Below are 25,732 nucleotides of genomic sequence, written 5' to 3'. Positions count from 1 at the left end.
ACATTCGGATCACGAGATGCTGAAGCCGGCTTCGCAATGCAAGCCTATCGTCTATCCGAAGCCCGATGGCAAGCTGACGTTTGACCGGCTCTCTTCAGTGTTCATCTCGAACACGAACCACGAAGAAAACCAGCCCGCTCACCTGACGCTGAAAGATCCTTCAGTGCCGGTGAATGTGAACTGGCAGACCTACGCCGGCCCGGAGTCACGTTACTGCCCGGCAGCGGTGTACGAGTTCGTTAAGAACGACGACAACACCGAACGCCTCGTGATCAACGCGCAGAACTGCGTGCACTGCAAAACCTGCGATATCAAGGACCCGACGCAGAACATCGTGTGGGTGACGCCTGAAGGCGGCGGCGGTCCGAACTATCCGAACATGTAGTCGATCTCGCAGGGCGACCTGACATGGCCGCCTCGCGTGCGATCCGAACCCATCGACTTTCCTGTCAGGCTATTTATTTATCTGCGTAGCCATGTAGGAAATCCGCCCTCTAACGACCTCAATGGCCTGTTTGAGGGCGTAAATGTCCGGAAGATAACGCTGCGGCAAGCGTATCTGGTTAGCATTTGCGTCGATCTGTTCGATCTCGGCGCTCCATTGTGAGATCTGTTCCTGGCTCGGCCGCTCGCTTCGCCATATCTCATCTTCCAGCAGCTTCACTTCGCGGTACCAGACTACGAGGCGGTTTTTGATCCGGTTCGCCGCGATTCGGGGCAACGCCTGAAGTACCCCAAGCAGCAAAGCCGCGAAGGGTAGAAGAATCAGAAGACGCCGTTCGATAAAACTGGCCAGCCAGAACGGAAGGTAGCGTTGCAGGAACGGACGGCCAGATTTGAAGTAGCGAATGCTTTCGTCGGAAACGGGAAATTCGTCGGTGTTGACGTTGGGAAAGGTGCCGAGTGGCGTAAAGTAATCCTCGCGGCCATGGACGGCGCTTGCCGTATCCAGCAACAGATAGACGAAGGCCGGGTGCAACGAGTCTTTCGCCACGAGCAACGCCGTTGCGGCGAGCAGGGTGACATCCGCCGACGGACGATCATTGGCAATGCTCGTCGAGCCGCGCGGAAAAATGACTTTGGAGAGAGCCGGAAATTTTTGGACTAGCGCGTCGGCCTGAGCAAAGCTCATTAGCTTCAGATTGCTGTTGAGCAGGGTTCGTTGCATATCGGCATCCGGCCTGCCAATAAAGAACGCCGCATCGAGTTGTCCCGTTTCGAGACCTTGATACGCTTTGGTAGCGTCCATTTGCAACAGCTTGGCGTCGTCGCCTGAGACACCGCTGTAGGCGAGCAATTGCAGCGCGACGTTGAGCAGACCACTGCCAGGAACGCCAATGGAAATCCGCTTGCCACGCAATTGCGCCAACCGGTCAATCGTGGTGTCGCCGCGATAGAACACCCAGATCGGTTCGTACGACACCGCGGCGATCGTTTTGAGGTTGTCGGTCTCTTTCGGACTCGTCGTGCCTGACTGGATAAAGCCGACCTGGTAAACGCTGTCTGGATCTTTCAGCCGCTGATAATTTTCGATCGAACCGGAAGAACTGCGGATATCGAGCGTCACGCCTTTGCGTTTCAGGATCGGGCCGTAGCGGTCCGCAAAGCCGCGATAGATTCCCTCGTCCGCTCCGGATGTAATGACGATCGTATGTTGAAACGCGGGTTCGAGAATGATCGCCAGCAACCAGCCCGACACGGCCAGCAGCAGAATCGCACCCGTGATGAAGAGCCACGGGCGCCTTGGCCTGATGGGTCCTTTCCGGGCGCGATGGAGAACGGGGTTGTTCCTTGGCACGTTTGGTCTCTTTGGTCAGTCCTCCGGACGGGAGGAGCACAACGCTGCCCTAACGTGCGTAGACTGCAGGCTACCCGGCTTCATGTCAACAATCCGGCAGGCGCTTTCTTCCTGCGCTGTATCGGCAATCAACCAGGTAGAAGGCGTTTGTCGGCGAACCCTCAGACGCCAGATAAACACCCGCGCCAGCAGCGCCTCTCAGGCAAGTGCCACCACCGCGATTTCGACCAGCAACTCGGGCGCGGCAAGCTTCGCTTGCACCGTCGCGCGCGCGGGTGCGCTACCTTGCGGAACCCATGCGTCCCATACCTCGTTCATTCCCGCGAAATCGCGGGTAATGTCCGCGAGCCAGACCTGTGCGGAGACGAGTCGCGTCTTGTCGATGCCGGCCTTCTCCAGAAAATTGTCGATCTTCTCCAGCACCTTCGCGGTCTGGAGTTTCACGTCAGCGGTGTGATCGGCGGAAGTCTGGCCGCCGACGAATACGAGGCCGGCCGCCTTGACGACGCGGCTCATACGTTGATTGGTTTCGATACGAACGATATCGGTCATGACACTCTCTCCAGTTGAAGTCGAACGAAGTCGCCGCGCGCTGACTGCACGCACGACGGCGCAAAGAAATAACAGCGTTTAATGCGTCGCTAGAGACGAAGCACCGCTAAGGGACGATTCCGCGGTGCGGCCAAAGCGATCGATGGCAAACGCATCGAGCGAAATCGACGGCGCGCCGTCGAGCATCAGTTCGGACACGAGCTTGCCGCAGCCCGGCCCGAGCTGAAAGCCGCTGCCGCAATAGCCAAACGAGTAATACAGATCCGACGCCTTGCGGCTCGCGGAGATGACCGGCAGTTCATCTTCGGTAAACGCTTCGACGCCGGCCCACGCGCGGTTCACGCCAAGATTGCGCAGATGAGGAAACAGATCGGTCACGGTGCGCGCACTGCGCACGAGACGAACGAAATCGACTTCGCCGTGACGATTGGCCAGATCCGCAATGCCGATCAGCTTGCCGCCAATTACCACGGTGCCGTTGTCGAACTGCTTGAAGGACAGCGGCCTGCCCGTTGCGCCGAGCGTCGCGGAACAGAACGGTGCAACACGATGCGTGACCATCAGCATCAAACCTTCGGGGTGCACCGGCACGGGCTCGCCGACCTGCTTCGCCAATTCGCCGGACCACGCGCCCGCGGTGACGAGCAGCTTTTGCGCGCTGAACGTGCCGAGTGACGTGACGGCGAACCATCGCGTGCCACGCTGTTCGATGCGGCGCACCGGCGTGCCTTCCAGAAACCGCGTGCCGAGTCGTTGCGCGGCGAGCCGGAATGCGGTGGTGGTTCGATAGGGCAGCGCGTAGCCGTCGCGCTCCACCCAGATTCCGCCAGTGACATGCCGCGCGAGCGCCGGTTCGAGTTCGAGCACGCTTTCCCGGTCGATGACCTTTTCGTGCGTGAATCCATGCGATTCGAGCAGGGCGACGCGCTCGCGGCATGCTTCGAGTTCGTCATCCGTTTCGGCGATCTTCAACTGACCGGAAGGAACGAAGCCGCCATCCTCACCGAGCAGATCGGTCATGCCGTGCCAGATTTCCCGCGACATCAGCGCAAGCGGAATCTCGGGCAATGGACGGCCCAGCGTGCGCACGCCGCCTGCATTCACGCCCGACGAATGACGCGCGACGTAGTCGGCTTCGAGCACGATCACCTTCGCGCCGCGCCGCGCCATGTGGAACGCGCTGCTCGTGCCGTGCAGCCCGCCGCCGACCACGAGGACATCGGCTTCCTGAATCTCGGTCGTGTCACTCACCAGCGAGTTCTCCGAGCGTGAGCGGCTTGATCGGCGGACGGATGCGGTAGTAGCCGACTTCGGCGGGCGAGACGCGGCGCGCGTCGGCGATCACTTCCGTCACGGTGAGGCCGCACATGCGTCCCTGACACGGACCCATGCCGCAGCGTCCGAACGACTTCGCCTGATTCGGTCCGACACAGCCGAGTTCGACGAACTTGCGCAACTCGCCCGCGGTGACTTCCTCGCAACGGCACACGATAGTCTCGTCGCGCGGAATGCGATTGACGTCGCGCGGACGATACAGGCTGTCGAGAAAAGGCCGGATGCGCATCACGCCCGCCAGTGCGCGGCGATGCGCGACGGCTTCCGCGTCGCGTGTCGCCGGGGTGATCGCGCCGAGTTGCGCGGCCGCCGCGAGACCCGCGAGCGTGCCCTGCAAGGCCGCTGCCTGCGCGCCGCCGATGCCCGCGCCATCGCCCGCGACGAAAATGCCGGGCACGTCCAGTTCGCCCCATGCATCGACTTTCGGGGTGAAGCAGAGTTGCGCGTTGTCCCAGCGGTGCGACGCGCGCAGCGCTTGCGTGAATTGCGTGTTCGGAACGACGCCTTGGTGCAGCAGGATCACGTCGGCTTCGATACGATGCGCCGTGCCTTGTGTCGTGAAGTGAAGCGCGGCGGCGCGCTCCACGTGATCCGTGCCGATGCGCGCTTCCACGCGCAGATCGTCCGCCGCCTCGAAGATCGGCACACCCGCTTCGCGCAGCGTGCGGATCAGTTGCAAGCCTTTGCTCAGAAACGGCCACGCGCGCAGCGCCGCCAGCGCGTGACGCTTCGCGCGCCAGCGGTCCTCGTGACGCGTGGTATCGACCAGCGCGCGGATCGGCACGCCGGCGCGCACATACTGCCAGCCGAGCAGATACAGCAGCGGCCCGCAGCCCGCCAGCACCGGCGGCGCGGCCGGCACTTCGCCCGCGCTCTTCAACAGAATTTGCGCTGCGCCCGCCGTCAGCACGCCGGGCAGCGTCCAGCCCGGAATCGGGAAGGGCCGCTCCAACGCGCCGCTCGCGAGAATCACGCATTGCGCGTCGAAGCTGCCGATCTTGCCGTCCTTCAGATAATTGACGCCGCGCTCGCGCGTGACCTGCCACACCGTCGCATGGGTCACGTGGCGCGCGCCGGAGGCGGCGAACGCATCGGCGATGGCGGAGCCCGCTGCGTAGTCCGGCCCGAGAATCTCCTTGCGGCGCGCATCGGCGCGGCCGATGCCGCGATAGATCTGGCCGCCCACGGCGTCCTGTTCGTCGATCAGCACGGTTTTGAGGCCGGCACGCGCGGCGCGCGTCGCTGCGCTCATGCCCGCGGGGCCGGCGCCCACCACAACGACGTCGACGGCTTCGGAAGCGAAATCGGATGCGAAATCAGCGGCCATGGGCGTTCTCCAGCGGTGCGTCGGTCAGGTTTGCGGGCGGCAGGTCGCGCGCGCCTTCCTGCGAGCGGATTCGCATGCCGGCTTTGACTTCGACCATGCAGGCCTGGCGGCTCGGCACGCCATCGATTTCGACGAGACATTCGAAGCACGCGCCCATCATGCAGAAAGGCGCGCGCGCTGCGCCCGACACGGGCGTCGCACGAAAGCGCGATACGCCTGCGGCGAGCAGCGCCGCCGCCACGGAGCGGGCGCCCGGCACGGACAGCGGCCGGTCGTTGAACCAGATGTCGACGCTCGCAGCGGCTGCGCCTTGCGCGTCCGGCAGCGGCTTGAAGAGTGTGTGAGTCGATTGGGTAGTCATGTCGAATTCAATGAGCGGGAGTCAGTTCTCCGGCGTGCTCGAAGCGGCGCGCGGAGAAAGTGGGCAATTCCTCGGGCATCGGCGCGCCCATGATCCACGGCGCAACGCGCAGCGCATGCGCGGCCGCCAGCGTCACGCCGCTATGGCAGGTGACGACGAACGCGCCGGGGTGCGCCTCGGACTGGTCATAGATCGGAAAACCGTCGGGACTGTAGACGCGCAACGCGGCCCACATGCGCACGAGCCGCACGTCATGCAACATCGGGAACGCGCGCACGCCGCGCCGGGCGATGTCGGCGAGCACATGCGTGGTCGTGAAATCGTTGAAGCCGACTTCTTCCATCGAATCGCCGAACTGCACGCTGCCTTCGTCGGTCTGGCGTACGTTGAGCGTCGGATACTCGAGAAACGGTGCGACGCGCTCGCTCACCAGCACCTGGCCGCGATTGGGCGCGACCGGCGCGTCGAGTCCGACGAACGGCGCGAGCGTGCGATTGCCGAGCCCGGCAGCGAGCACGACCCGCGCCGCGCGATACGTCCCGCGCTTTCCGTGCACGACGAAGCCCTGCGCTTGCGGCTCGATGCGTTCCGCGCGTTCGCCCGACACGAGCCGCACGCCGCGCGCCTGCATGGCGGTGTGCAGTCCGCGCAGGAGCTTGAGCGGGTTCACGTGACCATCCATTGGCGTATAGCTCGCGCCGATCACCGCGGGGCCGATCTGCGGAATGCGCGCGCGGACTTCGGCGGCGTCGAGTATCTGGTAGGGGTAATCGCCCAGTTCGGCTTGCAGTGTCGAGAGGCGTTTTTCGCGTTCGGCGAGTTCGTTGTCGTCGAAGCAGAAGTGAAAGCCGCCGGGCTGACGCAATGCCACGTTCACGCCTGTTTCCTGCAACAGCGCTTCCGCGAGTCCCGGCCAGCGCGTGGCCGAACTGCGCGACCACCGTGCATAAGGAGACAGGCCATAGCCCTTGCCCTGAACCCAGACGAGGCCGAAATTGCCGCGCGACGCGCGAAAGCCGCCGTCGTCCTCGTCGAGCACGGTCACGCGCGCGCCTTCGCGGGCGAGTCCGTAGGCCACGGCCGAACCGACGAGGCCGCCGCCCAATACAAGGACGTCGGGGCTGGCGGTGCTAGTCAATGTCATCGGGTTTCTCCGATCAGAATGCGATCCAGGCCGACCATGCGATCGAGCAGGATCATCAAAAGGACCGTGCCGACGATCAGCACCGCCGACACCGAAGCGACCAGCGGATCGATCGTCTGCGCGATCTGGTTGTACATGGCGACGGGCAGCGTGGTGGTGCCGGGCGTCGCGACGAAAATGGTCATGGTCAGTTCGTCGAAGCTCTGGATGAACGAGAGCACCCAGCCGCCCGCCACGCCGGTGCGGATCATCGGCAGCACCACGCGGCGAAAGGCGGTGAAGCGGCTCGCGCCACAGGAGAGCGCGGCGCGTTCGGCATCGCGATCGAGCCCGACCGCCGACGACAGCGCGAGCCGCAGCGCATACGGCAGCACGATGATCACGTGCGCGCACACCAGCGACCAGAACGATCCGGACAGATGCAGCAGCGACAGAAAGCGCAGGAACGCGATGCCGAGCACGACTGCCGGAATCATCATCGGCGAGAGGAAGAAGCTCGTGAGCGCGGCGCGGCCCGGAAAGCGATAGCGGGCGATCGCCAGCGCGGCAGGCACCGCCAGCAACACGCCGATCGTCGCCGCCGCGAACGCGAGCCGCACCGAGAGCCAGAACGCCGCGACGATGTCGCCGTTCTCGAGGATCGCGCGGAACCAGCGCAGCGACGCGCCGTCGAAAGGCATCGAGATGAAGCCCTTGTCGGTGAACGCCACGAGCATCACCACCGCGAGCGGCGCGAGAATGAAAGTCAGAAAGAACGCGTTGTAGACGAGGCCGAGAATGCCGTTCTGTTTCATGATCGTCTCCTTCGCTCAGTCGAAGATGTGCTGGAAGCGGCGTTCGGCGAGCCGGCTGCAACCCATCACGATCGCCACATTGGCGATCAGCAGTAGCACGGCGATAGTCGCGCCGAGCGGCCAGTTGAGCGTGCCGAGGAACTCGTCGTAGGCCGCGGTGGCGACCACCTTGAGGCGCCGGCCGCCGATCAGCGCGGGCGTGGCGAACGCCGAGGCCGACAACGCGAATACGATGATCGAGCCCGACAGCACGCCCGGCATGATCTGCGGCAGCACCACGCGGCGGAACACCGCGAACGGCGAGCCACCGAGCGAGCGGCCGGCCCATTCCACCTGCGGATCGAGCTTCTGCATCGTCGCCCAGACCGACATCACCATGAACGGCACCAGTACGTGGGTGAGCGCGATGATCATGCCGGTCATCGTGAACACGAGGCGAATGGGTTCGCTGGTGATGGGCAGCGCTTGCAGAACGTTATTCAGCACGCCGTTGTTGCCGAGCAGAATCTGCCAGCCGAGCGTGCGCACCACCACGGAGATGAGCAGCGGGCCCAGCACGATCAACAGACAGAGCGACTGCCACGGACGCTTCATGCGTGCGAGCACGATGGTCTCCGGCACGCCGAGCACGATGGACAGCAGCGTGACGGCGAAGGCGAGGCCGGCGGTGCGCAGGAAGATCGTGCCGTAATATGGGTCGCTGATGACTTCCCAGTAGTTCGCGAGCGTATAGGCGGCCGTGACACCCGCCGTATCGCTGAAGACGCGGAACGACAGCATCAGCGTGAGCAGCATCGGCACCAACAGCAAGCCGATGAACAGCAACAGCGCGGGGCCCGACAGCAGCCACGGCGCGGCACCGGGGCGGGCGTCGTCAAGCGTGGCCATGAGGGCTCTCCTGGTTGTCTCGCGTGAGCACGCGCAGGTCGTCGTCGGTCCACGCGAGGCCGACTTCGTCGCCTTCCTCGGGCGGTGGCGCGCCGTGATTCGGTTGCGCGATACGCAGCTTGCCGAGTTCGGTGTCCACTTCGAGCAGCCATTGATTGCCGACGAAAACACGTGTCGAGATGCGGCCGCGCACCCGCGCATCGCCATTGGCCAGATGCACCTTTTCCGGACGGATATACACGTTCACCGCGCCGTTGACATGACGGCCTTCGTGTGGAACATGCAGGGTGGTGCCCGCGACCTCTACCTCGGCGCAGCGCGGGTTGCGGCGCAGCACTTCGCCGGAAAACGCGTTGGTGCGCCCGAGGAACGTCGAGGCAAACGGCGTGGCGGGGCGCTCATACGCGTCGTAAGGCGTGCTCAGTTGCGCAATCACGCCGCGATGCATCACCGCGATGCGATCGCTCATGGTCATCGCTTCGACCTGATCGTGCGTGACGAGAATCGTCGTGATGCCGAGCCGCTTCTGGATTGCGCGCAATTCGATGTGCATCTCTTCGCGCAACTTGGCGTCGAGGTTGGACATCGGCTCGTCGAGCAGCAGCAGTTCGGGCTGCATCGCGATAGCGCGCGCAATCGCCACACGCTGCCGCTGGCCGCCCGACAGTTCCTTCGGATAGCGGTGCCCGAGGCCGTTCAGGCGCACGAGCGACAACGCCTCGGCAACGCGCTCGTCGCGCTCCTTGCGCTTGACCTTGCGCATCTCCAACCCGAAGCCGACGTTGCCTGCCACCGTCATGTGTGGAAACAGCGCGTAGCTCTGGAATACCACGCCGATGCCGCGTTTCTCGGGACGCTCGTGCGTAATGTCCCGGCCATCGAGCAGGATGCTGCCGGTGGTCGGCGTGACGAAGCCCGCGACCATTTGCAGCGTGGTGGTCTTGCCGCAGCCGGACGGTCCGAGCAGCGAAAGCAGTTCGCCGCGTTCGACGGAAAGATCCAGGTGTTCGATTGCCGTGAAATCGCCGTAGCGTTTCGAGATGTTTTGCAAAGTCAGGAAGGCCATACGCCTTGCTCCTTCGTCAGATCGCGCGCCGCGCGAGGGACTTGCCGGTGTCGGAGTTCAGCGTTCGACCGAACGGTTCCAGCGCTCGGTCCACTCGGTGCGATGCTGGTTGATCGTGGTCCAGTCCATCGCGGTCAGCTTCGAGATCTGTTCGGGACCGTAGGGCACGCGCGCGGCAATCTCAGGCGTGAGTTTGACGGTCTTGTTGACCGGACCCAGGCCGATGCCTTGCGCTTGCAACGTCTGCACTTCCGGGCTCAACAGGTATTGCACGAACTGCTGCGATAACTGCGGCTGGGCGTTTTCCGCGACGGCGCATGCTGCTACCTGCAGCGCGACCGCGCCTTCCTTCGGGTAGATGAACTTGAGCGGAAAGCCGGTGTTCTGCAATGCGACTGCGCGGCCGCTGCCATAGGGCGCGAGGATCACGTCGCCGGCCTGCATCTGGCCGTCCATTTCGCCGGGCGTGGGCGCCCAGGAGAGTACGTTCGGCGCGACGTCCTTGGTCATCGCGGCGAAACCCGGATCGATGTTCTTCTCGCCGCCGCCGGAAAGACGCGCGAGCATCACGAGCGTATGCAGACCATAGGTGTTGGTGATCGGCGGCACGCCGAGTTTGCCCTTGATGCGGCTGTCCGTGAGCGCCTTCCACGAATCGGGCGGCGGCAGGCCGGCCTTCTTGAACGCCTCTTCGTTGTAGCCGATGCCGGTCGCCACCATGCCGACACCGATCGCGGTCGGTCCGAGCTTCGCGAGCGGGTAGAGGTCTTTCATCACGGGCGCGTCGTCGAGCTTTGCGCACAGGTTGAGCTGCATCGCCTGATACATGGGACCATCGTCCATCACCGCGACGTTGATCTGCTGATGGCCTTTCTGCGCCTGCAACTTGGCGAGCGTATCGCTCGAATTTCCGGCGACGTAGACGATCTTGACGTTGTGCGCCTTTTCGAACGGCGGAATGATTTTTTGCCGGTAGACCTGCTCGTTCGAGCCGCCGACGTTGGCGACATACAGCGTGGTCTCGGCTTGCGCGAAGAGCGGCGCGGCCAGGGCGGAAGTGAATGAAAGCGCCGCGATGGCGGTGCGGGATGGGGCGGACAGACGGCGATGCAACGCTCTTCTCATGACGACGATCTCCAGTTCCGGTGTGGGGAGGCGGGCTTCACTGCCCGTCGTTACAATGCAGTGTCGCGCCGGCTGGTCATGTCGTCCAATACGAATAAAATACCTATCTATGCATGGATGATATGGATTGGTGGGCCTCGTCTAAGGGAGAATACGGATGAATCTCAAGCACATCGAGGCGTTTCGCGCGGTGATGGTGTCGGGATCGATGACCGCCGCGGCCAAGGCGCTCTTCACTTCGCAGCCGAACGTCAGCCGTCTGATCGCGCAACTGGAGCGCGATACGGGCTTGCAGCTCTTTCAGCGCAGCGGCGTGCGTCTGATTCCAACCAGCGAGGGCGAGGCGTTCTTTCGCGAAGTCGAACGCGCGTTCGTCGGCTTGCAAGGGTTGGTGGCTGCCGCGGCGCAGATTCGCAATCTCGGCAGCGGGCGTTTGCGCATCGCGGCAATGCCTTCGGCGGGCATGACGCTGGTGCCGCATGCGATCAAACGCTTTGTCGAGCTATTCCCGGAAGTCACCGTGTCGCTGCACGTGAATACGTCGGGCACGGTCAATCATTGGACGGCGTCGCAGTTTTGCGACCTCGGCGTGGCCGTGTATGTCAGCGAGGCGTCCGATTGCGAGGTCGAGCAACTGTCGGATGTGGCTGCCGTGTGTGTGTTGCCCGCGGCGCATCGGCTGGCGGCGAAGCGCAGCATCAAGCCGGAGGATCTGGAAGGCGAGTCGTTCATCTCGCTGTGTCACGGCGACGGCACGCGTGCGATGATGGACGAGGTGTTCCAGCGCGCGGGCGTGCAGCGCGTCCTCGCGATCGAAGCGCAATACACTGCAATGTGCTGCGAGATGGTGCGTCACGGCATGGGGGTGACGCTCGCACATCCGATCGTCGCGCGCGACTTCGCAGGACCTGGGATCGAGATTCGCCCTTTCTTGCCGGCTACGCGTTTTCAGACCTATCTGCTGTTTCCTCCGCACCGGCCGCGGGAGCGGCTCGCATCGGCGTTCGTCGAGGTTTTGCGGGGCTTGCACGAGGAATTGCTGGCGGAGGTCGTGGCGCCGGCGCGGAGTGTGGCGGGACGCCGGCGGGTACGGGCGCGGAGTGGGGCGTGAGGGGCGCGAGTAACGTGAGCAGTGGGCGTCCGGCGTCCCAGTGTAAACACTTGAGAGAATCCACATGAATCAAATGAGACAACCCGAAGACGCGCTCCATGCGTTTCAGAACGCCTGGAACCGCCACGACATGGAGTCCCTCGGAGCGTTGTTCCATGAGGACGCGACCTTCGTGAACCGGTTCGGGCACTACGTGCGCGGCGTCGAGGCGATCATCGAGCTGCATGCACCCATCCACGCCACTATCTACAGCGATTCCACGCTGCAGAACGAGTTGATCGACGTGGTCGCGATCGGCGGCGATGCGGCGCTCATGCACTTCTGGAGCCGCCTCACGGTCGGTGCGGCGCATCCGGCGGGGCCTCATGCTGTCGATACGCTGATCCTTGCGGTGCTGACGCGGCAGGCTGGCGAGTGGCGAATCAAGGCGCTCGAGAACGTCACCCTGACGAATCCTCGCACGGGAGAAGCCATCTTGAGAGACGGCGGGGTGGTGTGATCGGGCAGCACAATCACTTTCACGACGTACGTTACCGGAAGCACCTGGGTTTACCAGATCAAGCCTGCCTTTTCCGGCACAGCGTTATAACATTGTGTGGATAAGGCGGTAATAAGCAGCGGCGTTCAAGGCCGTGCGATTGCAATTGCGCTTACGAGAGCTTTGCGGTTCCGGCACTCCAGCCCACTAGCGTCCTATAGTGAACCGCTTTGGTCAATAGAGAGGTGTGCTCAGTTGATCGCTGGGGAACCTCGCCGGATACTCGTAGCGTCGCCCTTCGCTGACAGCCTCATGCTATCCGACGAAGGGCGCAGACCGATACGCCGCGGCCCCGGACTCGACTGAACTTGCCGGAAGGCTTCGGACATGGGAGACGAAGTATAAGCGGGACTGAAGGGGGCCTGAAATGGCGCACGCTGATCTGGCTGTACTTGGGGGTGTGGGAATTCTCTCGCTGGCTTGTCTTGTCGTATGCGGAATGTATCTGTACCTGTGCAGCGACGGATGCCGCAACCGAAAGCACCGACCGGAAGCGCAACCCGGCGGCCCCCGATCCACCGGCCAATATGGCGAACCGTCTTCAGCAATCAAGGCAACCATGGGCACGCAACTCAGCGATCGCTGCAGATCCTCGCTCTATCGGGCCGTATTCAGTCACGCCGACGAAGACAGCATCGTGTTCGTGTTCGCCGGCACTCGCGAAGATGCCCGCGAGCGCGCGGCGAGCGCACTGGCTGCCATTCACACGATCCCGGTGCGGAACGTGCAACTCGCCGATCATGCGTCGTTCCGCGAAATGGTCGATATCGGCGTGAGCGAGGACGAAGATCTGCGAATCTTCGAAATGGCCTGGAAAGGCGCGGACGTGAGCGCGTGGGCCGAGCATCCGCTCTTTCTTACTGACGACCCTGGCTTGCTCGGCAAGTGGGCCGAGTTGTACGGCGACCTCGCGCGCCAACTGGCCGTCGGCGCAATTGAAAAAGCGCGGAACTGATCTTCTGCCGACAGGTTGAATTCGCGGGGCGTGGCCTGTACGGAAGCGCGCCGTTTCGTTTGCGCTCGCCTCGACGAGTTCAGTGCAGGATGGTGCTTCCAGGTTTTGTGTGTCAGTATTGTCTATATGGAACTTCGTAACGTATCGACCCGGTTTTACCATCATCACGGCCACGATCCAGTGCGCCGTGATTCGTTACGTCCATAGCAAGGAATTCGGGAGTTCGTTTTCTCCGTCTCCATGCACAAACGATCAAGGCGCCTCAGGCGCCTTTTTTTATTTTCCGGACTCGAGAGGATCTCATGACCATGATTCGCGGAACTCGTTTTATCGTTGGGAAGGAAGCCGCACAAATACGCACTCTGGAAGATCGGTTCCGGAGCTATCTTCATTGATGCTGGAGCCGAAGAGGCTATCGTGCCTGCCTTGTGGTCGCAGGATACGTTCGTCCAGAAGGCCGGCGGCAGTGAGATCATCGGCCAGATGTGGGCCTTTCCGGATAAGAAGGGACGACCCTGCTGTCTGATCCCGGAAGCCACGGCCTTATTCCAGGAGAGGTGCATCGCACTGCTTGGTCAACGAGAGGCGCGCATGCTGTTCTACGTTGCGCGCTGCTATCGATACGAGCGACCGCAGGCCGGCCGCTATCGGGAGTTTTCGCAACTGGGATTCGAATATCTTTGCGCAAATCCTGAACTGGCTGCGAGGCGGAGCCTGGAGATTGCGGTCGGCTTTCTCGATTCACTCGGATTACGGTATGAGATCGATGACGCGGCTCGCAGGGGACTCAGCTATTACCTGAACGGCCAAGGGTTCGAGATGCGCTGCACCGAACTCGGCGCGCAACAGCAAGTTGTAGGCGGAGGGGCATACCGGGAGGGCGCGGGTTTCGGCATTGGGGCAGAGCGGCTGCTGTTAGCCATGGCTGCTCAAGGGCTCATATAGCGAAGGGAAGATTGAGGGGGCATTCACATGTCCCCTGTTCTCAGATAGCGGCCGTTCGCCCGCCGACCTGACTCATGCGCTGAAAGGCCGGTTGAGTTAGCACGCTATCGCCTATTGAATCACGCGTGTTAACTTCATTTTTTCCAATTCGGCAGATTGGAGTCGAATCATTAATCGAACACCACTCCGACAAAGAGCCGTCAACCAATAAATAGCGATTTAGTAATCTCGACTAACCCGATGGACCGAGGTTCGTTACGCCCGGGGCGCATACGCCGACGTTGAGCTATCCATAACAGTCTCTTCCTGAAAATACGCTTTATCGGCCCCGGCACGTACGCCGACTATATGCCTGCGTCACGCGTCGAGCCATGGACGTGGACGCACGCAGCTCCCTAATCCCGGCAAGCAGCCGCTTACACGATCAGACCGCACAACATTCGGCCTGCAGCCAGGTGCATGAAAGCATTTTCAGGAAATGGAAAATGCAATCCACACAATGCGCGCATTAATCGTCTCCTGCCGGCATATCGACATATATCGACATATATCGCAACCCCTCGCAAAGCATCAGATTAATATATGAATAAAAGAAAGTTGAAGATGAAAATTCGGATAACGAGCGTTTTGCTCGCGTTCGCCTGTCCGGCCGTGCACGCACAAAGCTCGGTGCGCCTATCAGGATCGGTCGACGCGGGTCTCGCCTACGTCAGCGACGCGGGCAACGCGAATGGTCATCGAAGTGCCTGGCAGGCGAAGAATGGCGACATCAACATCAGCCGATGGGCATTGTCCGGCAACGAGCAGATATCGAGCGATCTCAGCGCGATTTTCACGCTGACCAACGGCTTTAACGTGATGAACGGCACCGCCGCGCAACAGGGCCGCCTGTTTGGTTTTCAGTCGTGGATGGGACTTGCTTCGCAGTCGACAGGCACGCTCACATTCGGTCGTCAGTTCGACGAAGTCGTTCAGTTCGTCGAGCCGTTCGCGCTGGGCGGCACACGATACGGCGGGACCGCTTTCGCGCACGTTTTCGACAACGACAACCTCGACAATTACACACGCACGAACAATTCGGTCAAGTACACGAGTCCGGTGTTGCTGGGTGGACTGAAGCTCGGGGCGCTATATGGCTTCTCGAACGAAGCGGGCGGCTTCGCGGATAACCGTGGCTACAGTTTTGGTCTCGGGTATCAGTACACCAATCTGGACCTCGGCGCGGGCTACTTTCAATTCAATAACGCATCGAACCTCGCGACGGCCAATACGAACGGCGCCGAACCGGCCGGCGCGCCGTTCAACGCGGAGCGGCAGCGCACCTGGGCGGCGGGCGGCCTTTATCATTTCACTCAAACCGCGGTCGGCCTCATATTGAGCGAAACGCGGCTGGACAAAGCCTCGTCGATCAACAACGTGGCCGATACCGCTATCAGCCTGCCCGGCGACGACGTACGCTTCGACAACGTCGAAATCAACGTGCGCTACGCCGTCACTCCGCGGTGGGATATTTCGGCTGCCTATACATTCACGCTCGGCCGTTTCGCCACGCCGACGGGCGTGCGCTATCCGAAGTGGCATCAGGCCGGCATCGTCAACACCTACTTCCTGTCGCCCAGCACCGACGTCTATGCGGAAGCCATCTATCAACGCGCCAACCAACTGCAAGGAACCGGGATTCAGGGCGCGCAGATCTCGAACTTCTCGCGCGCGTCCGGCGCGAATCAGTTCGTCGCCGCCTTGGGGCTGAGGCACCGTTTTTAGCCGACCCGTCATGGTCGGCGCGCCGAGGGGCTCTGTCGCAATCCGCAGCGGCGGCCGTGGCTGCGCTGGCCGGACCGCGCGTTATCGAGCGGGTCGATAGCTCTGGCTTTAGCTGAAGACAACTGATCAAACCCCGCCAAGCCGTTCCTCTGAACAGCAAAGGCGGGGATTGCTTCAGGCATTGAAGGCCACCGCGCGAGGATCGTGCGTCGTTCGTTCTCTCTGTAACCCGCTATCATCGTTTTTCGTCACCAAGGAGAACAAGCGATGAGTCGCCCGGATTTCATCAAGCACTGGACCGAACTGGAAGAGCTGCATGCGCATTGCTATCGGGGTGACTCCGAGCCGATGGGACTCGACGCGCCCCTCTCCGCCGCGATGGGTATTACGCGGATCGGCATACATCATGTCAGGCTCTTGCCGGGTCGCCGCACTTCATATCCGCACGCCGAAAGTACCGAGCAGGAGTTCGTCTACGTGCTTCAAGGCAAGCCCGATGTCTGGATCGACGGCGTTCTGCACGCTCTTGTCGAAGGCGACTCGGTTGCGTTTCCGGCCGGCACCGGTATCTGCCACACGTTCATCAACAACACCGCCGACGAAGTCAGGCTGATGGTGATCGGCGAGCGCCCGCGCGAAGACAACCGTATCCGATATCCACTAAATGAAGCGTACGAACTGACGCGCGCGGACCGCTGGACGGACTGGCCAATCAGACCGATCGGCGATCATGACGGGAAGCCGGAGTAACGTTCGCTTCCAAAGCGCGGACAGTTCATACGCGGCGTCAACGGCAAGGTCGGCGCGCGCTGGACGCAGTTTTCCAGGCGCCTTTCGATTCGTCGGCGCTGCGACACGCGCTCACGCGTGGCCGGGCCGATCCCACGGAGGCGTTCCGCCGAATGCATCGACGAGGAAATCGATCAACGCGCGCATCTTGGCGCTCATGTGTCGACGACTCGGGTACAACGCGAGCACGTCGATGTCAGGCAGACGATACTCAGGCAAGACCCGAACAAGATGGCCGGCACGCAGGTCGTTGCCGACCAGAAACGTGGGCTGCCAGATCACGCCTTGCCCGGCAAGCGCGGCAGCACGCGCTGTGTCGCCATTGTTGGTGCGCATGTGGTAGTTGACCTTCACGATGTGAGCCTTGCCATTTCTGTCGATCAGTTGCCATTCGTCGCCGGTGGCCGCATACGAGTAGCCGATGCATCGATGTTCGTTCAGGTCCGCGGGCGCTGCGGGATATCCGTAACGCGCGAGGTAAGCCGGCGACGCACACAGAATGTTGGTGGATGTCGCAAGCTTGCGGGCTGCGTAGTTAGTCGAGCCGGCGCGTGAGATGCGAATGGCGAGGTCGTAACCTTCGTCGACAATATCGACGACGCGGTCGATCAGCGAGACGTCGAGCTCCACTTCGGGATATTTCCGCATGAACTCGGGCCATAGCGGCGCCAGGTGCAGAATCCCAAAACTCACAGGCGCATTGATGCGCAGCCGGCCGCGCGGTTCGATCGACGCGGACGACACGAGCCCCTCGGTCTCGGCGACGTCGTCGAGAATGGATTTGCAGCGGGAGTAAAAGGTCTCGCCGCCCTCGGTGAGCGAGAGTTTGCGTGATGTGCGATTCAGCAGGCGCGTGCCGAGATGCGCCTCCAACTCATTCACGTAGCGGGTCACGTTGGCGGGCGAGGTTTCGAGCACATCGGCCGCTCGCGTGAAGCTGCCTCGGCTCACCACGGTCACGAAGACTTCAAAAGCGCGCAGCCGGTCCATGTCGGTTCCCGATTATTCATAATTGCTGAATGATATACCCATATTTTGCGCCTTTCTGCATCCATGGCTGAAGCCTATAGTGCTTTCCACGGACCGAGGTATTCCGCCTTGGTCGACAAACTGCTGCAGGAGATTGAACATGCAACGCTTGAACGGAAAAGTCGCCATCGTGACCGGTGCCAGCGCGGGAATTGGCCGGGCCACCGCAAAACTATTCGCTGCGGAAGGTGCGAAAGTGGTGATCGCGGCGCGCCGCGAAGCCGAACTTGAAACGCTCGCTGCTGAGATTGCCGAAGCGGGTGGTGAGGCCGCTTTCCTGGCGGGCGACGTGCAGTCGGAGGACTTCGCAAAAGCGCTGGTGGCGCTCGCCGTCAGCCGCTTTGGCCGGCTCGACATTGCCTATAACAACGCCGGCACGCTGGGCGAAATGGGCCCGAGCACGGGCGTGTCGGAGGCTGGCTGGTCGGCGGCATTGGCGACCAATCTGACGAGCGCGTTTCTGGGCGCGAAGCACCAGATCCCCGAAATGGTGAAGCAAGGCGGCGGATCGATCATCTTTACGTCGACGTTCGTCGGGTATTCATTCGCTTTCCCCGGCACCGCGGCCTACGCTGCGAGCAAAGCCGGACTGATTGGGCTGACGCAAGCGCTCGCTGCCGAGTACGGCCCGCAAGGCGTGCGCGTCAACGCGATTCTGCCCGGCGCCGTGGATACACCAATGTATCGCGACATGAACGATACGGCCGAGTCACAAGCGTTCGTCACCGCGTTGCATGCGCTCAAGCGGGTTGCGCGGCCGGAGGAACTTGCCCGTTCGGTGCTCTATCTGGCGTCCGACGACTCGTCTTTCGTGACCGGCACTGCTTCGCTAGTGGATGGCGGCGCATCGATTACACGCACGTGAAATTCCGGGCGGCGTCCGGGACCTTTCGCTTGAAGAGATCGCCCATGTGAACATGGCTGCGCTTCGTGGTCGACAGCCAGTTCGCGGCATGTGAAGTTCGAATCGCGAGCCCCGGACGCCGGCTCACGCATAGCGCGCGAGGAACAGGTCAGCGACCGATTCCGCGAGCTGACCTTGCTCCTGTTCGCCGAGCGGCGCCTGGCCCATCGTCACCTGCGGCCAGAATGCAAAGCCCTTCACCAACACCTGCAACTGCAGCGCCGCGAAAAGCGGGTCGTCGGTCTTGAGACGGCCGTCCGCGGCGGCCGCCCGGACCCACACGGTCAGGTCTTCTTCGCGTTCACCGAGGCGGGCGACCATGTCCCGCGCGCGTTCCGGCGAATGAATTCCGGCCGCTATTGCCACGCGTGCAAGCGACAGAAATGACTCGTCATTTAGCAGCCGCAGCTTGCGGCCCAACAGGTCGAGCAACTGTGTGCGCAATGGTTCGTCGGCACGGTAGGCGGGCGCGTCGCCCTGCTGGCTCGCGTCCCAAAGCCGATGAAGAATCGCCGCGAAAAGGGCTTCCTTGCTTGGGAAATGGTTATAGACCGTACGTTTCGAGACGTTCGCGCGGGCGGCGATACGGTCCATGCTGGTCGCGTCGTAACCGGCCGCGAGGAATTCCTCGATCGCGGCGCCGACAATGGCGGCACGTTTGCGGTCAGTCAGGCGTTGAGGGGTGTCACTTGAATCCATAAGCGGATTTTACACCGGGCAGTTTACTTTTCTCGAAAATAAACTACACTGCCGAGTGTACATTTTTCTTTGGACCGCCTATCTCATGACGTCGCTCCCCGCCTTTGTCAGCCGCGTGCTCGGCGTTACCGCCGCGAAACGCGGCCGCGCGTTGTCCAGCCACTCACCGCAGCACGACGGTGAACGTTTTCGCAACGTCAAGCCGCGTCCCGTCGAAGGCCTGCGCAAGACGCTTGGGATCGCGTGGAACCTGCTGTTCAACAAACCGCGCGGCACGGTGCCGACGGTCGCGTTGCCTGTGGGCGCGCTGACGCGTTCGCAGCTCGACGAGGCGCCCGACCGCAGCCTCTACCGGCTCGGCCACTCGACGATGCTGCTGAAGCTGCGCGGCCAGTTCTGGCTGACCGATCCCGTTTTTGCCGAGCGTGCGTCGCCATTCCGGAATCTGGGCCCGAAGCGCTTCCATGCGCCGCCGATCGCGCTGGCCGATTTGCCGCCGCTACGAGGCGTGATCCTGTCACACGATCACTACGACCATCTGGATCGCGAAACCGTGCTCTCGCTCGCGCAGAGCACCGGTGTGTTTCTGACACCGCTCGGCGTGGGTGACCGGTTGATCGAATGGGGCATCGACGCTGAGAAAGTACGGCAGTTCGACTGGTGGCAAGGCACGGAGATGGATGGCATGCAGTTCACCGCGACGCCCGCGCAGCACTTTTCCGGCCGTAGCCTGTTCGACGGCAACAGCACGTTATGGGCGTCGTGGGTGATCGTCGACGATGATCTGCGTGTTTTCTTCAGCGGCGACACCGGCTACTTCGACGGCTTCAGGACGATCGGCGAGCGCCTTGGACCATTCGACGTCACGCTGGTCGAGACCGGCGCATACGACCCACAGTGGCCGTACGTTCATATGCAGCCCGAAGAAACCGTGCAGGCGCATATCGATCTGCGCGGCCGCTGGCTCGTGCCCATTCACAACGGCACGTTCGACCTCGCGATGCACCACTGGCAGGAGCCGTTCGAAAGGGTGAGCGGCCTCGCTCTCGTGCATGGTGTCGCGCTCTCGACGCCCGGCATGGGCGAGCGGCTGGATCTGAGCGCCCCGCATCGCGGCGAACGCTGGTGGCGCCATGCCGTCGAGACCGCCGCTGCGCCGAAGACCGCATGGCGCCTGTGCGCGTCGCGCAATGCCGCAGACGCGGAGTCTTCCTGAAGCCTGATTGGCGCCGCCTGGTCGTCGGGTGATTGCGCGTCGCAATACCTCATTCGCCAACACTCATTTACAGGTCTCCGCTACTCAGAAGTGGAATATCGCACAGGCTACAAAGCGAGCCAGTCTATCGGCACAACTTCGCAATTGATGAGGATGGCAGGGAAGTCGGCGATAGGCTTACAAGAGCCTATGAGCCGACCCTGATCAGGAGCGTGACGTCTTTGGCAATGACAGCCTGCTCGGATCCAAACACACCGGCGGGAATAACAAACTTCCCACCATAGTGAATCGTGTGCAACCCTGCGGATAGTGGCTCCAGCAGCAGGTAGTAGCCGTCCGCAACGGCAGTCCCTTTTCCACCAGTATGGCCAAAAATCCACGGGCTCGGAGCAGAAAACGAGAATTGGCCGATCGGCGTGCGATAAGCCGAGATGTTGCCGACGGAAACACCGTCGATAGTGCAGAACAAATCACGGATGTCGCTTGCGAAGGCACTGACAATTTTCAGCTGGTCCGGCGTGAACGCCTGGAGTGGTGGATTGTTCAGCGACGTCGTCCCATTGAACATGGGCAGGAAGATAGACGTTCCGTCGAGCACCGACAGAAAGATAGACGTCCCAGCAGGAATGGTTGTCGCCAGTTGATTGCAGGTCAGCGGTGCAGAATTGGGCGTGGCCCAATACCAGACGTTTCCCGTTTGCGCCGCTGAGATGGGACGATGGTTGCAGTCGTCGAACGGATGGGGAAGGGGGCCGAGCGGCAATTCCAGCGCCCACCGCCAGAACGAGACCGCCCACTGACTATATGTTTTGCCGCGGAACTGCACATTGAGCGACACGACATGGTGATTCACGACCACGTCCTGTGGATTGACGCTGTTGGCGATCACCGAGGTGGCGGCGCTGTCACTCCCGGCACCTCCGCCACATCCAGTTAAAAGAATGGCAAGCGCGATCGTCCCTGCCGATGTTCGCAGTCCCCTCGTAGCAAGCGTGATGATCGCGGTACGTTCTCGCGTTTTTGCGTGGACGTTCATGCTGTTCTCCTGCCGGGGCGAGCTTCATCTGCTGCTACCCAATGCATAGCCGAGGGTGCCGCATTGTTGGCATGCCTCAACAGGTGCTGAACCGTCGCACGGAATCTGCCTGATGTATCTCGACGAGGCGCCCACCGCCGTGGGAGCGCATCGCATGATTCGTTATATGTCGGCGTTGAATCGAATACAAGACTGCAACCACGCGGCTGTTGTCAGAAGTCTGAAGGTGCGTCACCGTGAGTTGCACCGGACGCTACGTCGCTGTCATGCCGATCATTCGGGCCACCGTGGCCACAGCTCCAAACCATATCGACAACGTTTGAGAAGAACGTGGCATTACGCCAGTGCTTGCAAAATATTTGGCTCGCCTCACGGAAGTGATCTAGGCGGCAAGCGGCTTACGCAGCAGAGGCCTTCTTCAGCACCGCATAAAGCTGATCTTTGAGCTGGAGCTTTTCTTTCTTCAGCGTTTCGATAGCGGGGTTGTCAGACGGGGTCACGCCCGCTTCCATGTTGCTGATCTGGTGGTCCAGTTCATTGTGACGATCAAAGAGCCGCGAGAAATGAGCGTCTTCGGTTTTCAGGCGGGAAATCAGGTCGCGAAATTCAGGGAACATCACACACTCCTTTTTCGATCACGGGGGAAAGATCTGGCCTTTCAATTCGTTAGTATTTCACCCGCAGGAATGCTCGGCCTTGATTCTTATCAAGGCGCTATCGGACGGGCGCGGCGCCCGCTTGCCGCGCATTCCGATTCATGGCGCGCGCAATCGCTCAAGACGTGCCTGCAATCCGACCAACGGCTCGACGACCGTGCGCACCGTGCCCGCATAGATCGCGCCGTCGTTGCCGTCGAGGGTCACTTCGTCACCCTCATGCATTACCGTATCTCCCATCTGCACAGTTCGTGTCGATTCATCGAGATGCAGCGCCGCGCAGCCGACAAGGCAAACCCTGCCAAGTTGACGCGCGACGACCGCAGCATGCGAGGTGCGTGCGCCTCGCTGCGTGAGCAGACCCGCAGCCACCTCCAGTGCGGCGATGTCGTCGGTCTCCGCGTCGCGACGCACCAGGATGACCGACGCACCAGCAGCATGACGCGTGCGCGCGCGTGCTTCGTCGAAAGCGATTTCCCCTGACGCGATCCCGCAACTCGCACTCGCGGCGTGCGCGAGTGGCGTGAGCGGGCGATCGTTATCGGATGCCGCGATAGACATGCGCATCAACGCAGCGGGCTTCAGCGCGGCCGTGCGCTCACGCGCCACATCAGCACTGATCGAGCCCTCGTCGAGCAGATCCAGCGCAATCCGCGCGGCGGCTTGCGGCGTGCGTTTTCCATTGCGCGTCTGCAGCATGTACAAGTGTGCATCCTGCACAGTGAACTCAATGTCCTGCATGTCGCCGAACGCGCGTTCGAGCCGCGTGGCCGCATCGCGCAATGCTTCCCAGACCGCGGGCATTGCCTGGGCGAGCTCTTGGTGGCCGCGCGCGCTACGGCGGCCCGAGACGACATCTTCTCCTTGCGCGTTGAACAGGAAGTCGACCCAAAGCGCCGGCTCGCCGCTGACCGGATCGCGCGTAAACCCGACGCCCGCGCCCGAACGCCCGCCCGCATTGCCGAACACCATGGCCTGCACAGTCACGGCCGTCCCGATTGCATCGCTGATGCCGCACTGTTTGCGGTACGCACAGGCCCTGGATGATTGCCAACTCGTCAGCACCGCGCCGATGGCGTTCGCCAGTTGAACCTGTGGATCTTGCGGAAATGGCTGGCCGGCAGCACCCTCGTAGGCGGCGAGGCAACGATGCGTGAGTTCGCGTAGTTCGGCGAAATCGAGTCCGTGCTCGTCGCGAGTTCCGGCGAGCGCGGCGTATTCCGCTTCGAAGATCGACGGGGGCACGCCCGCGACCAGTTCACCGTAGCTCGCAACGAGTCTGCGATAGGTGTCCCAGACCAGACGCGGATTGCCGGTCTGGCGGAGCATGCCGGCAAGGGTGGCATCGCACAGGCCGACGTTGAGCAGCGTATCCATCATCCCCGGCATCGACACAGGCGCCCCCGAGCGCACCGAGAGCAGCAGCGGCACGCGCGCGTCGCCGAAGCGCTGACCGGTGGCATGCTCCAGTTCCCATAGACCGGGTGCCCACACCGCGCTCGCGGTGGCAGTTTCGCGGGCTTGAGCGTCGCGACAGTAGTGCGTGCCGAGCACAAAAGCCGGCGGCACCGGCAGACCGAGGTCAGTCATGCGCAGCAGGTTGTAGGCCTTGAAGCCGACCGTTTCCGCCGAGGCATGAGTCGCTTCAGGATTACCGCGCGGCGTGGCGTCGCAGCCGATCAGGTAGACCTCGTCGGGCCAGCGTTGAACGGCATCCGGTTGAAGGGCTGTCATGTGTTCGCTCCGGTTTCGCCGAAGGCGACATCGCGCAACGCATAGCCGGCCACCAGCAGACGATCCGAGGCCAGTTCGAGTGTCGTTGCGAGATCGTTGGCGAGCATCAGGCTGGCGGCATCGCGCACGACACCGAGAATGGCGCGGCGTGCCGCGCGCAGCAGTTCGTCACATTGGCGCTCGGAGCGCAGCACGTTCCACGACGCCGCAAGAAACGCATCGCTGTCGGACGTATCGCTGGCGGTGCCGAGGCTGCGTGCGATAGCGAGCGACTTGACGTGCTCCTGTGTCGCCATCAGCACGGTTTGTGCGAGGCGCGACAGCGATTCGTGGACGTTGCTGTCCCAACCTTGCTGGTGGCCGTCGGCGATCAGGCTCATCAGGAACGCGGCTTCTTCGAGCGCGTCGGCGATGTCGTCGGAGAGTTCAAGCAGTTGCTTGAACGGCTGCCAGCGAGGCTGACGCTGCGCCTGCTCACGCGCGCGCATTACCAGATGGTCCGCCTGCCGCTCCCATGCCTTCGCTCTCGCGGCCAGTGCCTGCGCAGGGTTCTCGCCCGCTGGCGGCGCGCACATGACGTCATGCGTCAGGCCGTCGCTTACCGCTTGCGCCAGTGCGTGGCAGTACGCGGCGTGCTCCTCCAGCAGCTCGAACGCGCTGCTGTGCTGGCGCACACGCCGGGCGAGCAGCAACCGCGTTTGATCGGCGACGAGCGCCGCCGGCTGCCCGCCGATCAGCGCGTGACTGGCCATCTGCAGCACTTCGACCATGAACGCCTGCGCATCGCGCGAGCCCAGCACTGCGTCCAGCCGGTCGCCGATGCGGAACGCCCCTTGACCGACGGCCTGCATCGCAGCGTAGATGAGCGCTTCACCACCGGCCTTCAACCACGCCATGTGACCCACGTCGAGCCGGGCCGCATCGCGCAGAACCTCGATAGCCGCGTCTTTATCGACAAACGACAGCAACCGCTTGCGGGCCCGGTTCCAGTCGATCAGAAAAACAATGCGTGACCCGATTCCTTCGAGCGCGGTGTCGAGCGTGCGCTCGTCGGCACAATCAAAGCGCGCGACGCCGAACGTGTAAGCGTCACCTTCGTTCAGCGCGGCATTGACCTTCGATTGCAAGTCGCTCCACTGCGCACCGTAAGGCACCAGCAGCGACTGGAAGAACGCGAAGCGCGGCCGGTGCAGATCCGAATAACTCAACGTAATCGTCAGGCCTTCAACCTGCACGACCAGCACATGAACGTCGTTGGTGCCGATGTCGTTTTGCAGCAGCAGCCGCTCGCCGTCGCGTGTCGCGGCGGTGTCGAGCCCCGGATGATCGAACTTCAGTGGCGCCGTGCGGTTCAGCCCACGCATGAACGCGACGACGCGCGCGCGGTCGGCCGGTTGCAGTTGCCACACGTGCGCACCGTCGATCTGCTCGCTCGACACCGTATTCGCCAGTTGGTTGAGCGCACGGTGAAGGTCCATCACCAGCAGGTGCAGGCTGTCGTCTCCATTCGTTCGCTGGCCGCGTGTTAGCGATTGCAGTTGTGCGCGGCTAAGGCGTTCGCCCCGCAGTGCGTCGAGCCCGTCCAGCCAGTGCTGGACACGCGCGTGCAATGTGTCTGTCTGGTCGTCCGGTTGGAGCAACGGTCGGGCCATCGTCTCCAGATCTTCGGCGAGACGCTGCACGAGACGCGCGAGGTCGGGCAGCAGCAACGTGCCGTCAACTAGCGAAGCGCTTGCAGGCATGTCGTGAAGCCATGGCGCGTCGACGTGTGCGGCGACCAGTTCTGCGGTCAGGTCCGGCAATTCGCGGTCGGGATGTTCGGCGTGCGCGAATGCCACCTGCAGCACGCTCAGGTAGAGCTTCAGACGGTCGTTGGCGGACAGTGCCGCCTTGATCCAGCCTGGCAGCAGCAGACTGCGCTGTCCCATTGCAGCAATTGCCTGGGTCTTTTGCGTCATGGGAGCCA

General features: G+C 62.4%; 25 protein-coding genes. 9 read left to right on the top strand and 16 right to left on the bottom strand.

All coding sequences use genetic code 11. The features are described from left to right. Positions 1-385 (top strand): 4Fe-4S dicluster domain-containing protein (locus tag P0D68_RS32555; RefSeq protein ID WP_408303128.1); only part of this gene is annotated, 385 nt, incomplete at its 5' end. Between the two features lie 69 nt (positions 386-454). Here the strand turns inward: P0D68_RS32555 and P0D68_RS32550 are convergent. The 10 genes from P0D68_RS32550 to P0D68_RS32505 form a co-directional block, all read right to left on the bottom strand. Further along, positions 455-1,798 carry a TAXI family TRAP transporter solute-binding subunit gene (locus tag P0D68_RS32550; protein WP_408303126.1) on the bottom strand — a complete coding sequence of 448 codons (1,344 nt, stop codon included), beginning with the start codon at positions 1,796-1,798 and terminating at the stop codon, positions 455-457. Between the two features lie 198 nt (positions 1,799-1,996). Next, a complete protein-coding gene (locus P0D68_RS32545; protein ID WP_091804468.1) occupies positions 1,997-2,350 on the bottom strand; it encodes a RidA family protein in 354 nt (117 codons plus the stop codon). 78 nt (positions 2,351-2,428) lie between these two features. After that, positions 2,429-3,601, bottom strand: a complete 1,173-nt coding sequence (locus P0D68_RS32540) for an NAD(P)/FAD-dependent oxidoreductase (RefSeq protein WP_408303124.1) — start codon at positions 3,599-3,601, stop codon at positions 2,429-2,431. Next, positions 3,594-5,012: an FAD-dependent oxidoreductase gene (locus P0D68_RS32535; protein WP_408303122.1), complete on the bottom strand. Its 1,419-nt coding sequence runs from the start codon at positions 5,010-5,012 to the stop codon at positions 3,594-3,596. Before P0D68_RS32535 ends, P0D68_RS32540 begins: the two co-directional genes overlap by 8 nt. Continuing rightward, positions 5,002-5,373 (bottom strand): (2Fe-2S)-binding protein, encoded by a 372-nt coding sequence (locus tag P0D68_RS32530; protein WP_408303120.1) that lies wholly within the window; start codon positions 5,371-5,373, stop codon positions 5,002-5,004. The genes P0D68_RS32535 and P0D68_RS32530 overlap by 11 nt, the downstream gene beginning before the upstream one ends. Before the next feature lie 7 nt (positions 5,374-5,380). Beyond that, on the bottom strand, positions 5,381-6,517 hold the full coding sequence (locus P0D68_RS32525; RefSeq protein ID WP_408303118.1) for an NAD(P)/FAD-dependent oxidoreductase: 1,137 nt from the start codon (positions 6,515-6,517) through the stop codon (positions 5,381-5,383). Continuing rightward, entirely contained in the window at positions 6,514-7,311 is a 798-nt protein-coding gene (locus tag P0D68_RS32520) for an ABC transporter permease (RefSeq protein ID WP_091804452.1), read from the bottom strand. Before P0D68_RS32520 ends, P0D68_RS32525 begins: the two co-directional genes overlap by 4 nt. 15 nt (positions 7,312-7,326) lie before the next feature. Then, positions 7,327-8,199 carry an ABC transporter permease gene (locus P0D68_RS32515; RefSeq protein WP_408303115.1) on the bottom strand — a complete coding sequence of 291 codons (873 nt, stop codon included), beginning with the start codon at positions 8,197-8,199 and terminating at the stop codon, positions 7,327-7,329. After that, complete coding sequence (locus P0D68_RS32510; protein ID WP_091804446.1) at positions 8,186-9,265, bottom strand: ABC transporter ATP-binding protein; 1,080 nt, start codon at positions 9,263-9,265, stop codon at positions 8,186-8,188. Before P0D68_RS32510 ends, P0D68_RS32515 begins: the two co-directional genes overlap by 14 nt. A 57-nt stretch (positions 9,266-9,322) precedes the next feature. Further along, positions 9,323-10,390: an ABC transporter substrate-binding protein gene (locus P0D68_RS32505; RefSeq protein ID WP_091804443.1), complete on the bottom strand. Its 1,068-nt coding sequence runs from the start codon at positions 10,388-10,390 to the stop codon at positions 9,323-9,325. Positions 10,391-10,547: 157 nt separating this feature from the next. Between P0D68_RS32505 and P0D68_RS32500 the strand changes: the two genes are divergently transcribed. From P0D68_RS32500 to P0D68_RS32475, 6 genes are all read left to right on the top strand, one after another. Further along, complete coding sequence (locus P0D68_RS32500; RefSeq protein ID WP_408303113.1) at positions 10,548-11,501, top strand: LysR substrate-binding domain-containing protein; 954 nt, start codon at positions 10,548-10,550, stop codon at positions 11,499-11,501. Between the two features lie 64 nt (positions 11,502-11,565). Beyond that, complete coding sequence (locus P0D68_RS32495; RefSeq protein WP_408303111.1) at positions 11,566-12,000, top strand: YybH family protein; 435 nt, start codon at positions 11,566-11,568, stop codon at positions 11,998-12,000. Positions 12,001-12,598: 598 nt separating this feature from the next. Further along, positions 12,599-12,994 carry a hypothetical protein gene (locus P0D68_RS32490; protein WP_408303109.1) on the top strand — a complete coding sequence of 132 codons (396 nt, stop codon included), beginning with the start codon at positions 12,599-12,601 and terminating at the stop codon, positions 12,992-12,994. A gap of 333 nt (positions 12,995-13,327) precedes the next feature. After that, positions 13,328-13,939, top strand: coding sequence for an ATP phosphoribosyltransferase regulatory subunit (locus P0D68_RS32485; RefSeq protein ID WP_408303107.1), 612 nt, complete (start codon positions 13,328-13,330; stop codon positions 13,937-13,939). Between the two features lie 603 nt (positions 13,940-14,542). Beyond that, the gene (locus P0D68_RS32480; RefSeq protein ID WP_408303105.1) at positions 14,543-15,703 is read left to right on the top strand and encodes a porin; all 1,161 of its coding nucleotides are present in this window, start codon (positions 14,543-14,545) and stop codon (positions 15,701-15,703) included. 267 nt (positions 15,704-15,970) lie between these two features. Continuing rightward, positions 15,971-16,453 (top strand): cupin domain-containing protein, encoded by a 483-nt coding sequence (locus tag P0D68_RS32475; protein WP_408303103.1) that lies wholly within the window; start codon positions 15,971-15,973, stop codon positions 16,451-16,453. A 111-nt stretch (positions 16,454-16,564) separates the two neighbouring features. Here the strand turns inward: P0D68_RS32475 and P0D68_RS32470 are convergent, their stop codons facing one another. Further along, positions 16,565-17,482 (bottom strand): LysR family transcriptional regulator, encoded by a 918-nt coding sequence (locus P0D68_RS32470; protein WP_408303101.1) that lies wholly within the window; start codon positions 17,480-17,482, stop codon positions 16,565-16,567. A gap of 139 nt (positions 17,483-17,621) precedes the next feature. On the opposite strand from P0D68_RS32470, the gene P0D68_RS32465 reads away from it, so the two are divergent. Beyond that, the gene (locus tag P0D68_RS32465; protein WP_408303099.1) at positions 17,622-18,386 is read left to right on the top strand and encodes an SDR family oxidoreductase; all 765 of its coding nucleotides are present in this window, start codon (positions 17,622-17,624) and stop codon (positions 18,384-18,386) included. A gap of 123 nt (positions 18,387-18,509) precedes the next feature. Here the strand turns inward: P0D68_RS32465 and P0D68_RS32460 are convergent, their stop codons facing one another. After that, complete coding sequence (locus tag P0D68_RS32460; RefSeq protein WP_408303097.1) at positions 18,510-19,124, bottom strand: TetR/AcrR family transcriptional regulator; 615 nt, start codon at positions 19,122-19,124, stop codon at positions 18,510-18,512. Between the two features lie 85 nt (positions 19,125-19,209). Between P0D68_RS32460 and P0D68_RS32455 the strand changes: the two genes are divergently transcribed. Next, a complete protein-coding gene (locus tag P0D68_RS32455) occupies positions 19,210-20,340 on the top strand; it encodes an MBL fold metallo-hydrolase (protein ID WP_408303095.1) in 1,131 nt (376 codons plus the stop codon). A gap of 187 nt (positions 20,341-20,527) precedes the next feature. Here P0D68_RS32455 and P0D68_RS32450 read toward each other — a convergent pair whose 3' ends face one another. The 4 genes from P0D68_RS32450 to P0D68_RS32435 form a co-directional block, all read right to left on the bottom strand. Beyond that, positions 20,528-21,376, bottom strand: a complete 849-nt coding sequence (locus P0D68_RS32450) for a hypothetical protein (protein ID WP_408303093.1) — start codon at positions 21,374-21,376, stop codon at positions 20,528-20,530. A 398-nt stretch (positions 21,377-21,774) separates the two neighbouring features. Continuing rightward, positions 21,775-21,993: an HP1242/YdcH family protein gene (locus P0D68_RS32445; protein WP_091804415.1), complete on the bottom strand. Its 219-nt coding sequence runs from the start codon at positions 21,991-21,993 to the stop codon at positions 21,775-21,777. 138 nt (positions 21,994-22,131) lie between these two features. Next, on the bottom strand, positions 22,132-23,766 hold the full coding sequence (locus P0D68_RS32440; RefSeq protein WP_408303091.1) for a PEP/pyruvate-binding domain-containing protein: 1,635 nt from the start codon (positions 23,764-23,766) through the stop codon (positions 22,132-22,134). Beyond that, positions 23,763-25,724 (bottom strand): phosphate transport regulator, encoded by a 1,962-nt coding sequence (locus P0D68_RS32435; RefSeq protein WP_408303089.1) that lies wholly within the window; start codon positions 25,722-25,724, stop codon positions 23,763-23,765. Before P0D68_RS32435 ends, P0D68_RS32440 begins: the two co-directional genes overlap by 4 nt. Between the last annotated feature and the right edge of the window lie 8 nt (positions 25,725-25,732).

It is taken from the genome of Paraburkholderia sp. RL17-380-BIE-A, from assembly GCF_046028085.1.
Classification (GTDB): domain Bacteria; phylum Pseudomonadota; class Gammaproteobacteria; order Burkholderiales; family Burkholderiaceae; genus Paraburkholderia.
The sequence above is the reverse complement of the archived record's forward strand: the minus strand, read 5'-3'. Positions and strand labels throughout refer to the sequence as shown.

Coding starts and splice junctions, on each gene's coding strand:
- P0D68_RS32545 (WP_091804468.1), bottom strand. CDS start 2,350: ATGACCGATATCGTTCGTATCGAAACCAATCAACGTATGAGCCGCGTC.
- P0D68_RS32535 (WP_408303122.1), bottom strand. CDS start 5,012: ATGGCCGCTGATTTCGCATCCGATTTCGCTTCCGAAGCCGTCGACGTC.
- P0D68_RS32530 (WP_408303120.1), bottom strand. CDS start 5,373: ATGACTACCCAATCGACTCACACACTCTTCAAGCCGCTGCCGGACGCG.
- P0D68_RS32525 (WP_408303118.1), bottom strand. CDS start 6,517: ATGACATTGACTAGCACCGCCAGCCCCGACGTCCTTGTATTGGGCGGC.
- P0D68_RS32520 (WP_091804452.1), bottom strand. CDS start 7,311: ATGAAACAGAACGGCATTCTCGGCCTCGTCTACAACGCGTTCTTTCTG.
- P0D68_RS32515 (WP_408303115.1), bottom strand. CDS start 8,199: ATGGCCACGCTTGACGACGCCCGCCCCGGTGCCGCGCCGTGGCTGCTG.
- P0D68_RS32510 (WP_091804446.1), bottom strand. CDS start 9,265: ATGGCCTTCCTGACTTTGCAAAACATCTCGAAACGCTACGGCGATTTC.
- P0D68_RS32505 (WP_091804443.1), bottom strand. CDS start 10,390: ATGAGAAGAGCGTTGCATCGCCGTCTGTCCGCCCCATCCCGCACCGCC.
- P0D68_RS32500 (WP_408303113.1), top strand. CDS start 10,548: ATGAATCTCAAGCACATCGAGGCGTTTCGCGCGGTGATGGTGTCGGGA.
- P0D68_RS32495 (WP_408303111.1), top strand. CDS start 11,566: ATGAATCAAATGAGACAACCCGAAGACGCGCTCCATGCGTTTCAGAAC.
- P0D68_RS32490 (WP_408303109.1), top strand. CDS start 12,599: ATGGGCACGCAACTCAGCGATCGCTGCAGATCCTCGCTCTATCGGGCC.
- P0D68_RS32480 (WP_408303105.1), top strand. CDS start 14,543: ATGAAAATTCGGATAACGAGCGTTTTGCTCGCGTTCGCCTGTCCGGCC.
- P0D68_RS32475 (WP_408303103.1), top strand. CDS start 15,971: ATGAGTCGCCCGGATTTCATCAAGCACTGGACCGAACTGGAAGAGCTG.
- P0D68_RS32470 (WP_408303101.1), bottom strand. CDS start 17,482: ATGGACCGGCTGCGCGCTTTTGAAGTCTTCGTGACCGTGGTGAGCCGA.
- P0D68_RS32465 (WP_408303099.1), top strand. CDS start 17,622: ATGCAACGCTTGAACGGAAAAGTCGCCATCGTGACCGGTGCCAGCGCG.
- P0D68_RS32460 (WP_408303097.1), bottom strand. CDS start 19,124: ATGGATTCAAGTGACACCCCTCAACGCCTGACTGACCGCAAACGTGCC.
- P0D68_RS32455 (WP_408303095.1), top strand. CDS start 19,210: ATGACGTCGCTCCCCGCCTTTGTCAGCCGCGTGCTCGGCGTTACCGCC.
- P0D68_RS32450 (WP_408303093.1), bottom strand. CDS start 21,376: ATGAACGTCCACGCAAAAACGCGAGAACGTACCGCGATCATCACGCTT.
- P0D68_RS32445 (WP_091804415.1), bottom strand. CDS start 21,993: ATGTTCCCTGAATTTCGCGACCTGATTTCCCGCCTGAAAACCGAAGAC.
- P0D68_RS32440 (WP_408303091.1), bottom strand. CDS start 23,766: ATGACAGCCCTTCAACCGGATGCCGTTCAACGCTGGCCCGACGAGGTC.
- P0D68_RS32435 (WP_408303089.1), bottom strand. CDS start 25,724: ATGACGCAAAAGACCCAGGCAATTGCTGCAATGGGACAGCGCAGTCTG.